This window comes from Pseudomonas sp. MH9.3 (genome assembly GCF_034354675.1).
Taxonomy (GTDB): Bacteria; Pseudomonadota; Gammaproteobacteria; order Pseudomonadales; family Pseudomonadaceae; genus Aquipseudomonas.
Genome location: NZ_CP133785.1, coordinates 2,020,555 through 2,035,644, shown reverse-complemented (window position 1 = coordinate 2,035,644; position 15,090 = coordinate 2,020,555). Strand labels below are relative to the sequence as shown.

The following is a 15,090-nucleotide window of genomic DNA, read 5'->3' as shown; positions in this document are numbered from 1 at the left end:
GACGCTGTAAAGGTTCGTGTATCGGTGCCGATACAAAGGCCTATCTCATTCAATCAGGACCCGGATCATGTCTTCCATCGGTGGCCTCAATCCTTCCAGTGTGAACATTCCCACGGTGCCGGACCTCAGGAAAAACCCGGCGGCAGAAGCGGCGCGCGACGACGAAAAACCTGTCAGTGAGACCAAGGTGACCGAGGGTGTGAGCGTGTCGATCTCCAATGCCGGCTTTCGTGCCGCCAAAACCGACTCGAACAAGGACATCGATAACAGCAGTCAGACCGACCCGGTCAAACAGCTACTGAAAATGATCCGCGAACTGAAAAAGCAGATCGCCGATAAGCAGGCCGAAGTCGCTGCCGCCCAGTCCGACAATTCGATGACACCCGAGGCGCGTCAGGCGCGGGTCGCCAACCTGCAGGCGAGCATCGCCACGTTGCAGGCCAGCCTGACCATGGTGCAGATGCAGTTGGGCAAGGCCATGAAGGACCAGCCTGCCGACGCGCAGATGGAAGCCATGAGCCTGGCGTCTAAGTAACGCTTCAGATCACCCGCGAAAACTGCTGCCGGTTCTGCTGCGCAAGGTAGGCATCGAAGAGCATGCACAGCGAGCGTACCAGCAGGCGCCCGGCCGGCAGTACGCGGATGCCCTGGGCGTCGAGCTTGATCAGGCCGTCGCTGGCCATGGTCTGCAACTGCGGCCACAGCGCGGCAAAATAGCCGCGAAAGTCGAGGGTGAACGCCCGCTCGATGCACTCGAACTCCAGCTGAAAATGGCAGATCAACTGCTGGATCACCTCGCGCCGCAGTCGATCATCCGGGGTGCACAGCCGCCCACGGCAGGTCGCCAGTTGCGCACCCGCCAGCGCGTTCTGGTAGACGCCGAGGTCGCTGGTGTTCTGGCAGTACAGGTCGCCTATCTGACTGATCGCCGACACCCCCAGCCCAATCAAATCGCAGTGTCCGTGGGTGGTGTAGCCCTGGAAGTTGCGTTGCAGGGTGCCGTCTTCCTGGGCGCTGGCCAGTTCGTCGTCCGGCAGGGCGAAATGGTCCATGCCGATGTAGCGGTAGCCAGCCTGGGTCAACTGCTCGATGCTGGTTTGCAGCATCAACAGTTTAGCGGCCGGGGTGGGCAGGTCATCGCTGTTGATGCGCCGCTGGGGCATGAAGCGCTCCGGCAGGTGCGCGTAGTTGAACACCGACACGCGGTCCGGTTGCAGTCGGATGACTTCCTCCACGGTGTGGGCAAAACTCAGCGGCGACTGCTCGGGCAAGCCATAGATCAAGTCGATATTGATCGAGCGAAACTGCAGGGTGCGTGCCGCGTCGATCACCGCGCGCGTTTGCTCCAGGCTTTGCAGGCGATTGACCGCGCGCTGCACGTGCGGGTCGAGGTCCTGCAGGCCGATGCTCACCCGGTTGAACCCCAGCTCGCGCAGCAGGCCCATGGTTGCCCAATCGGCTTCGCGCGGGTCGATCTCGATGCCGTAGTCGCCCGAGTCGTCATCCAGCAGATGGAAGTGCCGGCGCAGGCTGCCCATCATCTGGCGCAGTTCGTCGTGGCTGAGAAAGGTCGGAGTGCCGCCGCCCAGATATAGCTGCTCCACCACCTGTTTTGGGCCGAGGTGGCAGGCCACCTTCTCGATCTCTTGCGTCAGGCTTTGCAGATAGGGCCTGGCGCGGCCACGGTCCTTGGTGATCACCTTGTTGCAGGCGCAGTAGTAGCAGATGTTGGCGCAGAACGGCACGTGCACATACAGCGACAGCGGTCGCGCGGCCTTGCGGCTGTCGTGCAGCGCGTGCAACAGCTCGAAGGCGCCGACCTGGTTGTGCCATTGCACGGCGGTGGGGTAGGACGTGTAGCGCGGCCCGGCGAGGTCGTAGCGGTGAATCAGATCGGTGTCCCAACAAATGGCGTCGAGCATGCGGGCGCTCCCCCGGATAGGCTGATGGGCGGAGTCTAGGGGCAGGGCGGGGCAGGCATGTTGATTTGCATCAACGGGGAGTGGCGCTGTGCCACAGGCTGACTAATGCCCCATCAGCCAGTGCTGGTGCGGGCCCGGCAGGGTCCAGACGCCGAACAACATCACCAGCACGCCACCGGCCACGCGCACCCTGCGCCGGCGCAGTAATGCGGTGACCCGCTCCGCCGCCAGGCCTGTGGCCAGCAGCACAGGCCAAGTGCCCACGCCGAAAGCCAGCATCAGCACTGCGCTGTGGGCCGCATTGCCCTGGCTCGCTGCCCACAGCAAGGTGCTGTAGACCAGCCCGCACGGCAACCAGCCCCAGAGTGCGCCGAGCAGTAAGGCACGCGGCAGGCTCGACACCGGCAGCAGGCGGTTGGCCAGCGGCTGGATATGCCGCCACAGGCCACGGCCCAGGTTTTCGAGGCGGGTGAGGCCGCTCCACCAACCGGCGAGGTACAGGCCCATGCAGATCAGCAGTCCACCGGCCAGTACGCGCATGACCATCGCCGCAGGGCTGTTGGCCACCGCCCAGCCGGCCAGGCCGATGAGCAGTCCGGCGCAGGCATAGCTGAGGATGCGCCCCAGGTTGTACGCCAGCAGCAGGCGAAAACGGCGGTTGCGTTGCTCGCGGGGAATCGCCAGGGTCAGCGCACCCATCAGCCCGCCGCACATGCCCAGGCAATGGCCGCCACCCAGCAGGCCTAGGATCAGCGCGGAGATCAGCAGCGGCGCCAGGTCAAGCATGGGGCGGATCCCTGGGCGGTTGCTGCGGTGGATTGGCCTCGTCGATAGCGGCGAGGTGGTTCGCGTCCTGATCGTCGAACAGCACGCTGTGGGCCGGGCCGTCGAGGTCGTCGTACTGGCCGCTGTCCACTGCCCAGAAAAAGAGGTAGATCGCCGCGCCCACTAACAGCAGCGCCGCCGGAATCATTATGTAAAGAGCTGGCATCGCTACTCCAGGCCTGCGCGGCTCAGGCCGGCAACGGGCGGTTTGGCAAAGGGCGTGAAGGGCGCACCCGGCTGGCGTGTCAGGCGCAGGGCGTTGAGTACCACGGTCAACGAACTCACGGACATGCCGATTGCCGCCCAGAGCGGCGTGATCCAGCCCAGCGCGGCGAACGGCAGCATCAGGCCATTGTACAGACCGGCCCACAGCAGGTTTTCAATGATCACCCGGCGGGTCCGCCGTGCCAGGCTGAACGCCTGCACCAGAGCGTCCAGGCGGTTGTTCAGCAATACCGCGTCGGCGCTGGTTTTCGCCAGGTCCGTGGCCGAGCCCATGGCCACGCTGATATCGGCGGCGGCCAGTACGGGCACATCGTTGACACCGTCGCCGAGCATCAGCACCTTGCGACCCTGCGCGTGCAAGCGTTGCAGCACCTGCAACTTGTCATCCGGGCGCAGGCCGCCGCGGGCTTCGTCAATGCCCAACGCTGCGGCGACGCTGGCGACCATCGGCGAGCTGTCCCCCGACAGCAGCAGCGTGCGCCAGCCTCGTGCCTTGCACGCTGCGAGCAGCGCTGGCGCATCGCTGCGCAGGCGGTCGTCGAGCACGAACCACGCGAGCGCGCCGCCGCGGTCGCCCAAGAGCAGCCATTGCCCGGTTTGCTCCGGCGCGGCGGGCGGCGGGCAACCGCTGAGTTCACACACGTATGCAGGCTGGCCGATGCGCAGCAGGCGTTCACCCACACGACCTTCCAGCCCCAGGCCCGCAGCGCTGCGCACGTCAACGGCGGGCAGCGGCGCCCGGCCGAATGCGCGGGCAATCGGGTGCTCGGAGCGGTTTTCCAGGGCGGCGGCGAGGCCCAGGCATTGGTCGCTGTTCAGTTCGCCCAGAGGCCGGATGGCGTTGAGGGTCAGACGACCTTCGGTGAGGGTGCCGGTCTTGTCGAAAATCACCGTATCGATCTGGTTCAGGCCTTCGAGCACATGGCCGCGTGTCAGCAGCAGGCCGAGGCTGTGCAGCGTGCCGGTGGCGGCGGTGAGCGCCGTTGGCGTGGCCAGCGACAAGGCGCACGGGCAGGTCGCTACCAGCATCGCCAGCACGATCCAGAATGCCCGCGACGCGTCGAGCTGCCACCACAGCAGACCGATCATGGCGGCGGCTATCAATGAACCCAGCAGGAACCCCTGTGCGGCGCGGTCGGCCAACTGCGCCAGGCGTGGCTTTTCCGCCTGGGCGCGTTCCAGCAGGCGCACGATGGCGGACAGTTGCGTGTCGTGGCCCAGGGCGCGCACCTGCACGGTCAGCGCGCCGTCGACGTTGAGCGTGCCGGCCGTCACGCTGTCGCCGACTTGCCGGGGGTGTGGCAGGTACTCGCCGGTCAGCAGGGATTCATCGATGCTCGACTGGCCCTCGAGGATCACGCCGTCGGCCGGCAGCACCGCGCCGGGGTGCACCAGCACACGGTCGCCCAGGGCCAGCTCGGACAGCAGGATACGTTCGCTCTGGCCGTCATGCTTGAGGCGCAGGCACGAAGCGGGCAACAGGTTGACCAGTTGCGCAGTGGCGGCAGCGGTGCGCTCCCGGGCGCGACGTTCCAGGTAACGCCCGGCCAGCAGGAACAGCGCGAACATGCCCACCGCGTCGAAATACAACTCGCCCGTGCCGGTGACAGCGGTCCAGATGCCGGCCAGGTACGCGCCGCCAATCGCCAGGGACACCGACACGTCCATGGTCAGGTGGCGCGTGCGCAAATCGCGCATCGCGCCGTTGAAGAATGGCGCGCAGCTGTAGAACACGATGGGTGTGGTCAGGAACATCGCGATCCAGCGCAGGATCACGTGCAGCTCGGGGCTGAGGTCGACATTGAATTGCGGCCAGGTCGCCATGGTGGCCATCATTGCCTGGAACCACAGCAGGCCGGCGACGCCGAGTCGGCGCAGGGCCAGGCGGTTTTCGCCGGCCAGTTGCTCGGCGGCGCGGTCGGCCTGATACGGGTGGGCGGCGTAGCCGATATGGCGCAACTCACTGAGCAGCCGGCTCAGCGGCACTTGCTCGTCGGCCCAGCGCAGGTGCAGCCGGTGGTTGGACAGGTTTAGCCGCGCCTCGGCCACGGCGGGCAGGTGGCGCAGGTGTTTTTCGATCAGCCAGCCACAGGCCGCGCAACTGATGCCTTCCATCAGCAGGGTGGTTTCGGCCAGGTCGCCGTCGTGGCGCACGAAAGGTTTTTGCACATCGGCGCGGTCGTACAGCGCCAGCTCGTCCAGCAATTGCACCGGCAGGGTGTCGGGGTTGGCCGAGGCTTCGCTGCGGTGCTGGTAATAATGTTGCAGCCCACCGGCCACGATGGCTTCGGCCACAGCCTGGCAGCCCGGGCAACAGAGCTCGCGGCGCTCGCCAAGGATCATCGCGGTGAAGCGGCTGCCGGCTGGAACGGGCAGGGCGCAGTGGTAGCAGGGGCTGGTCATGGTTGGTATCTGGGGTGGCTGGGAGGGCCTCTGTGCGAGCATTTTGAGCGAGGCGTGCGTTTTTATTGCTTCAGCTCCTCGGCGCCCTGCAGCGGTTCATCACCCAGCAGCAGGTCCTTGTCGTGGCTGACGTCTTCTTCTTCGAAGAGGCGCCAGGTCTGGTTGCCTTCCACCCCCAGCAGTTCGACGAAGCGCCGGCCCTCGACCCTGTCGGTCACCTGGCCGATGTAGCGGCCCGGTTCGCTGTCGCTGCGGGTCAGGTTGATCCTGCGGTCCTTCTGCGGCTGGGTCGGGGAAATCAGGTTGAGTTGCAGGGTGTTCGGGTTGCTGTAGCCGGTGAGGCGCAGCTCGACTTCACCGGTCAGTTCGTCCAGGTGCAGCTTGCCGCGCAGTTGCAGGGTCTGGGCCAGGCGTTCACGGTCCAGGGCGCGGTTGATGCCCTTGCCGGCCTCGTAGTAATTGTCGTTGACCAGGTTGTCCGGGTTGTTCACCGCAATGGTCACCATGGACAGGGTCAGCGTCACCGAACAGGCGAGGATCGCAATGATGATCCAGGGCCAGAGGTGCTTGTACCAGGGGCTTGCGGCAGTGGCTGGGGGCATGGTTCGGTTCTCTGGTTATCGAACGGGCGAGCCGATGAATCGGCTGCCGGCTTCAATCCGGACGCCGGCGTCATCGACGTCCGTCAGGATGAATGTCACTTCGTTGGTGCTCGACGGCAACTGCTGCGGCGCGCTCGACAGGCCTACCGGCAGGCTGACGGTATCACCGGCGGCCACCCTGATTTCACGCCGGCCTTGCAGCTTGAGGTCGGGCAGGCCGGTGGCACTGAGCAGGTAGAGGTGGTCGCGCTGGTCCTTGTTCATGATCTTCAGGCTGTAGACGTTTTCGATGCGGCCTTCGGCGTCTTCGCGGAACAGCACACGGTCCTTGCTCACATCCAGGCTCACCAGCGGACGCAGGAGGAATGCCGCCACCAGCAGGCTGATCATCGCCAGCAACACCCCTGCGTAACCGATCAGGCGCGGGCGCAGTGTGTGGGTTTTCTGCCCGGACAGGTTGTGCTCGGTGGTGTAGCTGATCAGCCCGCGCGGATAGTCCATCCTGTCCATGACGCTGTCGCAGGCGTCGATACAGGCGGCGCAGCCGATGCATTCGATTTGCAGGCCGTCGCGGATGTCGATACCGGTAGGGCACACCTGCACGCACATCGTGCAGTCGATGCAATCGCCCAGGCCCTGGGCCCTGTGGTCGCTGTCTTTTTTGCGCGGGCCACGGACTTCGCCACGGCGCGGGTCGTAGGACACGATCAGGGTGTCCTTGTCGAACATCACGCTCTGAAAGCGCGCATAAGGGCACATGTAGATGCACACCTGCTCGCGCAACCAGCCGGCATTGGCGTAGGTGGCAAGGGTGAAGAAACCGACCCAGAAATACGCCCAGCCATCGGCCTGGCCGCTGAAGAACTCCACCACCAGCTCTCGGATCGGCGAGAAGTAACCGACGAAGGTCAGGCCGGTAGCCAGGCCGATCAACAACCACAGCGTGTGCTTGGCCAACTTGCGCAGATATTTGCTGGCGCTCATCGGCGCCTGGTCCAGCTTGATGCGTTGGTTGCGGTCGCCCTCGGTGATTTTCTCGCACCACATGAACATCCACGTCCACACGCTTTGTGGGCAGGTATAGCCGCACCACACGCGCCCGGCGTACACGGTGATGAAGAACAGGCCAAACGCCGCGACGATCAGGATGCCCGACAGCAGGATGAAATCCTGGGGCCAGTAGGTGGCGCCAAAAATGAAGAACTTGCGCTCCGGCAGGTTCCACCACACCGCCTGATGGCCACCCCAATCGAGCCACACCGTGCCGAAATACAGCAGCAGCAATGCGCCGCCGCCGAGCATGCGCACAGTGCGAAACAGGCCGGTGAAAGCGCGTGTGTAGATCTTCTCTCGTGACGCGTAGAGATCAACGGTTTTCCCGGGCGGGGTGACGTCATGTACCGGTATCTGGTTGCTCATCATGGCATCGGCCGGTCATTGGTCCCATGGATTGATCAGTGGAACGCCGCTGGATTGGAAGTCACTGATGTTACGGGTGACCACCGTGAGTCCATGTACCAACGCAGTCGCGGCAATCAATGCATCACTCTCGTTGGCCTGGTCAGGCACATGCAGGTTGGCGCAACGCGATGCCACGGCTGCGTCAACGGGCAGGATTCTGGCATCGAATGCCGGCATCACGTGGCGCTTGAGCCAGGTACGCAACACCTTGCCCTGCGCCGGGTCTCGTCGCTCCATGCGCAGTACGCCGGTTTCCAGCTCTTTTAAGGTGATCGCCGAGATGAACATGCGCGTAGCGATAATGCTTTTGGCCCAGGCGACCACGTTCGCGTCTGCCCGGGGTTTACGAAGTTCGGAGATGACATTGGTGTCGAGCAAATACATCAAGAGAGGTCCACAGGTCGATGAGTGATCACGGCGCGCCTGGTTTCGAGGTCGATATCGGCCGCTTCCGGCATCACCAACAGGTCAACGATATCGGCGTTGAGACCTGTCAGTTTCTGGTAGTCCTCAATGCTTAGCAGCACATGAGCAGGCTTGCCGCGATCGGTGATGAAAACCGGTCCCTGGCGGGCTGCTTTTTTGGCACCACTTGTGTCCTGATTGAATTCGCGGCTGGAGATCGTCGTGATAGTCATGGGGCATTCCCCTTTCTTGAAATTAATGTAGTCACGTTACTACTTTGGCTGTGTGACGAGCAAGCCCGAGGCTACCAGCGGTCTCTGTCCAGAGCAGAAAAAACACAGTCCTGCCCAGCGTTCACTGCGCGGGGGCCTCGACGGACTTGGCGTGCTCCTCAGTCTTCTCATCCCCATGGGACAAGCTGTACACATACGCCGCCAGCACATGCACCTTGTCATTGCCCTGCAGTTGCTCCTGCGCCGGCATCTGGCCCTGGCGGCCGTGGCGGATGGTTTGCTGCAACTGGGCGAAGCTTGATCCGTAGATGAATGCACCCGGGTGTGTCAGATCCGGCGCGCCCATGGCGGGGTTGCCTTTGCCGGCCGGGCCGTGGCAGGCCGTGCAGGTGGCGGCGAACAGTTTCGCGCCATTGGCCACGTCGGCCCTGGTGCCTTCGGGCAGTGTGCGGCCGTCGAGGTTGCTCAGCACAAAACCTGCCACGTCGGCCACGCCTTGCTCGCCGATGACGGCGGCCCAGCCCGGCATCACCGCTTGGCGGCCTTTCAGGATGGACGCCTTGATGGCGTCAGGCGTGCCGCCCCAGCGCCAGTCGGCGTCGGCCAGGTTGGGGAAGCCGTAGGCGCCCTTGGCATCGGAACCGTGGCACACCGAGCAATTGGAGGCGAACAGGCGAGCGCCCATCTTCAAGGCCTTCGGGTCCCTGGCCACGTCCTCGATCGGCATCGCGGCGAATGTGGCAAAGATCGGGCCGAACTTCGCCTGCGACTGGGCCATTTCCTTTTCCCATTCATGCACGGAGGTCCAGCCGGTCTTGCCGTTGGCGAAGGGCGTCTGCCGGTCGTTGTCGAGGTAGTTGTAGCCCGGCAGCAGGCCCTGCCAATTGCCCAGGCCCGGGTACAGCGCCAGGTAACCGAGGGCGAAGACAAGGGTGCCGATGAACAGCATGAACCACCATTTGGGCAACGGGTTGTCGTACTCCTCGATGCCGTCGAACGAGTGACCGACGGTTTCCTCGGTCTGCTCGCTGCGCTGGCCCTTGCGGGTCGACAGCAGCAGCCAGGTGATGGCGAACAGAGTGCCCAGGCTGAGGACGCTGACGTAGAGGCTCCAGAACGTGCTCATTGCTTGTCATCCCTGGCGGCTTGCTCGACCTGCTGGAGCGCTTGCGGGTCGTCGGCGAAAGGCAGCAGGGTTGCCTCGTCAAACTCGGCCTTGCGCCGTGGGCTGAACACCCACAACGCCAGGCCGATGAAGGCCACCATCACCACCAGGGTGCCAAGGCCACGAATCATCCCGATATCCATGCGATCACCGTTTGCTCTTGATGAGGGTGCCCAGGCCTTGCAGGTAGGCCACCAGTGCGTCCATTTCGGTCTTGCCCTTGACGGCGGCGGCCGCGCCGGCGATGTCCTGGTCGGTGTAGGGCACGCCCAGGGTGCGCAGCACTTGCATCTTCTTCGCGGTGTCCTTGCCGTCGAGTATGTTTTCGACGAGAAACGGATACGCCGGCATTTTCGACTCCGGCACCAGGTTGCGCGGGTTGTAGAGGTGCGCGCGGTGCCAGTCATCCGAGTAACGCCCGCCGACCCGCGCCAGGTCCGGCCCGGTGCGCTTGGAGCCCCACAGGAATGGGTGGTCCCACACGCTTTCGCCAGCCACCGAGTAATGGCCGTAACGTTCGGTTTCGGCGCGGAACGGCCGGATCATCTGCGAGTGGCAACCCACGCAACCGTTGGCGATGTACACGTCACGGCCTTCCAGCTCCAGCGCGCTGCGCGGCTTCATGCCTTCGATGGGCTTGGTGGTCACGTCCTGGAAAAACAGCGGGACGATCTGGGTCAGCCCGCCGATGCTCACGGCAATGACCATGAAGAAGGCCAGCAGGCCAATATTCTTCTCGACGACTTCATGCTTCATCAGTGCGCTCCCGCAACGGCGATGGCGGCGGCGGCTTCGGCTTGCGCCGGGTCCGAGGCGCGCACGGTGCGCCAGACGTTGTAGGCCATCAGCAGCATGCCGCTGGCAAAGATCGCTCCACCCACGGCCCGCACGATATAGCCCGAATGGCTGGCCTGCAGCGTTTGCACGAAGGAGAAGGTGAGCGTGCCGTCATCGTTGATCGCCCGCCACATCAGGCCCTGGGTGATGCCGTTGACCCACATCGAGGCGATGTAGAGCACGGTGCCGATGGTGGCCAGCCAGAAGTGGCTGTTGATCAGCGCGATGCTGTGCATCTGCGTGCGGCCGTAGAGCCTGGGGATCATGTGGTAAAGCGAGCCGATGGAGATCATCGCCACCCAGCCCAGGGCGCCGGCGTGGACATGGCCGATGGTCCAGTCGGTGTAGTGGGAGAGCGCGTTGACGGTCTTGATCGCCATCATCGGCCCCTCGAACGTCGACATGCCGTAGAACGCCAGCGACACCACCAGAAAGCGCAGGATCGGGTCGGTGCGCAGCTTATGCCAGGCGCCGGAGAGGGTCATCATGCCGTTGATCATGCCGCCCCAGCTGGGGGCCAGCAGGATGATCGACATCACCATGCCCAGGGACTGCGCCCAGTCGGGCAATGCGGTGTAGTGCAGGTGGTGGGGGCCGGCCCAGATGTACAGGGTGATCAGCGCCCAGAAATGCACGATGGACAGGCGATAGGAATAAATGGGGCGTTCGGCCTGCTTGGGCACGAAGTAGTACATCATCCCGAGGAAACCGGTGGTGAGGAAAAAGCCGACGGCGTTGTGCCCGTACCACCACTGGATCATCGCGTCTGTTGCGCCGGCATAGGCCGAGTAGGACTTGAACAGGCTGACCGGCAACGATGCGTGGTTGACGATGTGCAGCATCCCCGTCACCAGGATGAACGCACCGTAGAACCAGTTGGCAACGTAGATGTGCCGGGTCTTGCGCTTGACGATGGTGCCGAAGAACACCGTTGCGTAGGCCGCCCACACGATTGCCAGCAAAATCGCGATCGGCCATTCCAGTTCAGCGTATTCCTTGGTGGTGGTGTAGCCCAGCGGCAGGCTGACGATGGCGCCGATGATCACCGCTTGCCAGCCCCAGAAGGTGAATGCGGCGAGGCTGTCGCTGATCAGGCGCGCCTGGCAGGTTCGCTGCACCACGTAATAGGAGGTGGAGAACAACGCGCAGCCACCGAAGGCGAAGATCACCAGATTAGTGTGCAGCGGGCGCAGGCGACCGAAGGTGGTCCAGGGCAGGTCGAAGTTCAATTGCGGCCAGACCAGCTGCAAGGCGATGAATACGCCGAGCCCCATGCCGAGGATGCCCCAGACCACCGTCATGATGGCGAACTGACGGACGACCTTGTAGTTATAAGCAGTCGGGCTGATTGCTGTGCTCATTCCGGGGTTCCACGATTTAGTATTTTTATAGATAAAGCGGCCGCAGTATGGAGAAAGCGAGAGGCCATTGCAACGCACGTGATCACCGCCATCAACCAGGTTGAACGCCAGATTCTGCGGCTTTTCCGTGCTCAGTGTAGGGACAATATCCTAAATTGAAAGCTGATCAAGTGGACAGGAATATTTCCGGGCCTGTCCTGCACGCAAATCCGGCGTCGCAGGAGCGGTGTTGTGGGGGCCTCCAGGTGGTGACAGGCGGTACTTACACGGTAATGTTCATGAGCGACAGACCGATTGAATAGCGAGGCAAGCGTGGGCAAACAGCACAAGGCAAGTATTGACGGGGATCAGTGGGCACACTGTGTGCGGGAACGCGGCTGGTTGTGGGATGCCGCCGCTCAAGGCGCGTCAGGTGAGGCGGTCACATTGATGCTGGCCCATGGCGCCGGCGCGCCGATGGACTCCAGCTTCATGAGCGACATGGCTGCACGCCTTGCCGGGCATGGCGTCAACGTATTGCGTTTCGAGTTTCCCTACATGGCCCAGCGTCGGCTGGACGGCGGCAAACGTCCGCCGAACCCGGCGCCGAAACTGCTGGAGGCCTGGCGGGAGGTATATGCCGAGGTGCGACGCCATGTCGGCGGCAAACTGGCGATTGGCGGCAAGTCTATGGGCGGGCGCATGGCCAGTTTGCTGGCCGATGAATTGGCGGCCGACGGGCTGGTGTGTCTGGGGTATCCGTTCTATGCGGTGGGCAAGCCGGAGAAACCACGGGTCGAGCATTTGGCCGGGTTGAAGACGCCGAGCTTGATCGTGCAGGGCGAGCGCGATGCGCTGGGCAATCGGGCGGCGGTGGAGGGGTATGCGTTGTCGCCGAGCATCGAGGTGATGTGGCTGGTGGCGGCGGACCATGACTTGAAGCCGTTGAAGGCGTCGGGGTTCAGTCATGAGCAGCATCTGGAGGCTGCGGCGGTGAAGGTGGCAGAGTTTCTCGGTGGCTGTTAAGGCCTCATCGGGAGCAAGCCCCCTCCCACCTTTGATTGGGTTCACACATTTCCATTGGTGAACACTGTAAAGGTGGGGGCTTGCTCCCGATAGCGATTACCGGTTGAAACGCTCCACCAGCGAATACTGGGAATTGGCCGTATGGGTCAGCTCTTCGCTCAACTGCGCCGAGTTCATCGCCTGCTCCGAGGTCTGGTCCGCCAGCAACGCAATGGTGCTGATATTGCGGCTGATCTCCTCGGCCACCGAGCTTTGCTCTTCGGTCGCGGCGGCGATCTGGGTGGTCATGTCGGTGATGTGCGCCACCGCTTCGCTGATGCCGACCAGTGCCTGGTCCGCTTCCGTCACCCGCGTCACGCCTTCTTCGGCCTGACGGCGCCCGGCGTCCATGGTCTGCACGGCGGCGTTGGCGGTCTGTTGCAGCTTGGCGATCAGGGCATGGATCTGCCCGGTGGACTCGGTGGTGCGCTGCGCCAGTTGGCGCACTTCGTCCGCCACCACGGCAAACCCCCGGCCCATCTCACCGGCACGCGCCGCTTCAATGGCGGCGTTCAGTGCCAGCAGGTTGGTCTGGTCGGCAATACCCTTGATTACGTCGACCACGCCGCCGATTTCATCGCTGTCCTTGGCCAACTGGGTCACGGTCACGCCGGTTTCGCCCACCGCCACCGACAGGCGCTGAATCGCCTCGCGGGTTTCCCCGGCGATGTCGCGACCGCGACCGGTCAGGCGATTGGCTTCCTGGGTCGCGTCCGCCGTGCGCTGCACGTGGCTGGCCACTTCCTGGGTGGTCGCCGCCATCTGGTTGACGGCCGTGGCCACCTGCTCGGTTTCCACGCGCTGGCGTTCCAGGCCGCTGGAGCTGTTATGCGCATAGGTGTTGGATTGCAGCGCCTGAGCGTTCAAGTGTTCGGCAGTGTCCTGCAAGCGCGTAAGGCACGTCTTCAAACGGGCTTCCTGGCTGAGGATCGACATTTCCAGACGCGCCTGGGCGCCACGGCTGTCGGTGTACATCTGCGCGATCAACGGGTCTGAGGTGGTCTGCTCGGCCAGGCGCAGCAAGCGCTTGAGGCCGCGCTGCTGCCAGCGCAGGCCCAGCAGCCCCAACGGCACCGACAACCCGGCCGCCAGGGCGAAGCCCCAGTGGGAATTGAGCGATACGCCGATCATGAAGCTCAACTGGCTCACCAGGATGAACGGCAACCAGTCCTGCAACACCGGCAGCCATTTGTCGCGCCGCGGAATCGCCGACTTGCCCTGGTTGATGCGTTGATAAAGCGCTTCGGCGCGGCGGATCTGTTCGGCGGTGGGCTTGACGCGCACCGACTCGTAGCCGATCACCTGGCTGCCATCGAAGACCGGCGTCACATAGGCGTTGACCCAATAGTGATCGCCACTCTTGCAGCGGTTCTTGACGATGCCCATCCATGGCAGGCCTTGTTTGAGCGTGGTCCACATGTGCGCGAAGACGGCCGCCGGAACGTCCGGGTGACGCACCAGGTTGTGCGGTGCGCGCATCAGTTCGTCATGGCTGAACCCACTGATTTCGACGAAAGCGTCGTTGCAGTAGGTGATAACCCCTTTGGCATCTGTGGTGGAGATCAACCGTTGCTGGGCAGGGAAGGTACGTTCGCGCTGGGTAACGGGCTGGTTATTACGCATGGCAGTTCAATCCGTGAGGCTTTCGGGGGTTATCGGCCGTATCGGAGGTTTATTTAGATTCTTTTTGCAACAATCCGCGGTGGCCGCAGCACCAGCCACAATGCCCCGCCAATCAACACGCCGCCATACACGTGGGCCATCGACAACGGCTCATCCAGCAGCAGCGCGCCCCACAGCACGCCGAACGGCGGGATCAAAAAGGTCGTGGTCATCGACCTCACCGGGCCGATGGCGGTCAGCAGGCGAAAGTACAGGACGTAGGCAAACGCCGTGCACACCAGTCCCAACCCCAGCAGCGACGTCCACACCTGCCAGCCGCCCCAGCTCGCCGGGGGATGGCTGATGGCGCTGTAGGCGAACAGCGGCAACAGAAACAGGGTGGCGCCGAGCATGCTGCCCAAGGCGGACAGACGGCTGTCCAGCCCGCCCTGGCGATCCAGCCAGCGCCGCGCGAGAAACCCGGCAAACCCGTAGCAGGTGGTGGCCAGCAGACACGCCAGCGCGCCCATCAGCAAGGGCAGGTCAAACGCCACCGGGCCGGCGCGGGTCAGCACACCCACACCGAACAGGCCCAGGCATACCCCGGCAAATTTCGAGGGGGTCAGGCGTTCGCTGAAGAACAACCCGCCGATCAACACGCCCATCAGCGGCGTGGTGGCGTTGAAGATCGCCGAGTAACCCGCCGGCAGCACCTGGGCGGCCACCGAGTACATCGTGGCGGGGATCCCGGAGTTGATTACGCCCAGCAGCAGCACGGTTTTGAACTTGCCCTGGAAATCCCAGCGCACGCGCATCAGCGCCAGAATCACCAGCAGGCCGGCGGCGGCGATCGACACGCGGAAAAACGCGGTCGGCACACTGCCGATTTCCGGCGCGATGATGCGCATGAACAGAAAGCTCGCGCCCCAGATGGCAGCCAGGCCCAGCAGGTACAGGGTGTCGACAGGTCTCACAGCACATTCCTACCTTGATAAGGCCGCGAGT

The 15,090-nt window shown here is 63.8% G+C and carries 16 protein-coding genes; 2 read left to right on the top strand and 14 right to left on the bottom strand.

Features of this window, described 5'->3' with window-relative positions:
* The first annotated feature begins 67 nt into the window (after window positions 1–67).
* Window positions 68–535, top strand: a complete 468-nt coding sequence (locus RHM60_RS08630; protein WP_209983644.1) for a hypothetical protein — start codon at window positions 68–70, stop codon at window positions 533–535.
* Between the two features lie 4 nt (window positions 536–539).
* Here the strand turns inward: RHM60_RS08630 and hemN are convergent, their stop codons facing one another.
* The 12 genes from hemN to ccoN all read right to left on the bottom strand — a co-directional run bounded on the left by hemN (window position 540) and on the right by ccoN (window position 11,439).
* Complete coding sequence (hemN, locus tag RHM60_RS08625; protein ID WP_322214195.1) at window positions 540–1,922, bottom strand: oxygen-independent coproporphyrinogen III oxidase; 1,383 nt, start codon at window positions 1,920–1,922, stop codon at window positions 540–542.
* Between the two features lie 102 nt (window positions 1,923–2,024).
* Entirely contained in the window at window positions 2,025–2,708 is a 684-nt protein-coding gene (locus RHM60_RS08620) for a sulfite exporter TauE/SafE family protein (RefSeq protein WP_322214194.1), read from the bottom strand.
* Window positions 2,701–2,913 carry a cbb3-type cytochrome oxidase assembly protein CcoS gene (gene ccoS, locus RHM60_RS08615; protein ID WP_322214193.1) on the bottom strand — a complete coding sequence of 71 codons (213 nt, stop codon included), beginning with the start codon at window positions 2,911–2,913 and terminating at the stop codon, window positions 2,701–2,703. The genes RHM60_RS08620 and ccoS overlap by 8 nt, the downstream gene beginning before the upstream one ends.
* A gap of 2 nt (window positions 2,914–2,915) precedes the next feature.
* Window positions 2,916–5,375: a heavy metal translocating P-type ATPase gene (locus tag RHM60_RS08610; protein WP_322214192.1), complete on the bottom strand. Its 2,460-nt coding sequence runs from the start codon at window positions 5,373–5,375 to the stop codon at window positions 2,916–2,918.
* A gap of 62 nt (window positions 5,376–5,437) precedes the next feature.
* Entirely contained in the window at window positions 5,438–5,977 is a 540-nt protein-coding gene (locus RHM60_RS08605) for a FixH family protein (protein ID WP_209983635.1), read from the bottom strand.
* Between the two features lie 15 nt (window positions 5,978–5,992).
* Window positions 5,993–7,396 (bottom strand): cytochrome c oxidase accessory protein CcoG, encoded by a 1,404-nt coding sequence (gene ccoG / locus RHM60_RS08600; RefSeq protein ID WP_322214191.1) that lies wholly within the window; start codon window positions 7,394–7,396, stop codon window positions 5,993–5,995.
* Between the two features lie 15 nt (window positions 7,397–7,411).
* Window positions 7,412–7,822, bottom strand: a complete 411-nt coding sequence (locus tag RHM60_RS08595) for a type II toxin-antitoxin system VapC family toxin (RefSeq protein ID WP_322214190.1) — start codon at window positions 7,820–7,822, stop codon at window positions 7,412–7,414.
* The gene (locus RHM60_RS08590; RefSeq protein ID WP_209983628.1) at window positions 7,822–8,076 is read right to left on the bottom strand and encodes a type II toxin-antitoxin system Phd/YefM family antitoxin; all 255 of its coding nucleotides are present in this window, start codon (window positions 8,074–8,076) and stop codon (window positions 7,822–7,824) included. Before RHM60_RS08590 ends, RHM60_RS08595 begins: the two co-directional genes overlap by 1 nt.
* A gap of 121 nt (window positions 8,077–8,197) precedes the next feature.
* The gene (gene ccoP, locus RHM60_RS08585; RefSeq protein ID WP_209983625.1) at window positions 8,198–9,202 is read right to left on the bottom strand and encodes a cytochrome-c oxidase, cbb3-type subunit III; all 1,005 of its coding nucleotides are present in this window, start codon (window positions 9,200–9,202) and stop codon (window positions 8,198–8,200) included.
* Window positions 9,199–9,384 (bottom strand): cbb3-type cytochrome oxidase subunit 3, encoded by a 186-nt coding sequence (locus RHM60_RS08580; protein WP_209983624.1) that lies wholly within the window; start codon window positions 9,382–9,384, stop codon window positions 9,199–9,201. Before RHM60_RS08580 ends, ccoP begins: the two co-directional genes overlap by 4 nt.
* 4 nt (window positions 9,385–9,388) lie before the next feature.
* Window positions 9,389–9,997 (bottom strand): cytochrome-c oxidase, cbb3-type subunit II, encoded by a 609-nt coding sequence (gene ccoO, locus RHM60_RS08575; protein WP_231421498.1) that lies wholly within the window; start codon window positions 9,995–9,997, stop codon window positions 9,389–9,391.
* The gene (gene ccoN / locus RHM60_RS08570) at window positions 9,997–11,439 is read right to left on the bottom strand and encodes a cytochrome-c oxidase, cbb3-type subunit I (protein WP_209983620.1); all 1,443 of its coding nucleotides are present in this window, start codon (window positions 11,437–11,439) and stop codon (window positions 9,997–9,999) included. The genes ccoO and ccoN overlap by 1 nt, the downstream gene beginning before the upstream one ends.
* Before the next feature lie 312 nt (window positions 11,440–11,751).
* On the opposite strand from ccoN, the gene RHM60_RS08565 reads away from it, so the two are divergent.
* Window positions 11,752–12,444: an alpha/beta family hydrolase gene (locus RHM60_RS08565; protein WP_322214189.1), complete on the top strand. Its 693-nt coding sequence runs from the start codon at window positions 11,752–11,754 to the stop codon at window positions 12,442–12,444.
* Between the two features lie 96 nt (window positions 12,445–12,540).
* Here RHM60_RS08565 and RHM60_RS08560 read toward each other — a convergent pair whose 3' ends face one another.
* Together RHM60_RS08560 and RHM60_RS08555 are read right to left on the bottom strand one after the other, a co-directional pair.
* The gene (locus RHM60_RS08560) at window positions 12,541–14,106 is read right to left on the bottom strand and encodes a methyl-accepting chemotaxis protein (RefSeq protein ID WP_003230455.1); all 1,566 of its coding nucleotides are present in this window, start codon (window positions 14,104–14,106) and stop codon (window positions 12,541–12,543) included.
* A gap of 53 nt (window positions 14,107–14,159) precedes the next feature.
* A complete protein-coding gene (locus tag RHM60_RS08555) occupies window positions 14,160–15,059 on the bottom strand; it encodes a DMT family transporter (protein WP_231421505.1) in 900 nt (299 codons plus the stop codon).
* Window positions 15,060–15,090 lie beyond the last annotated feature (31 nt).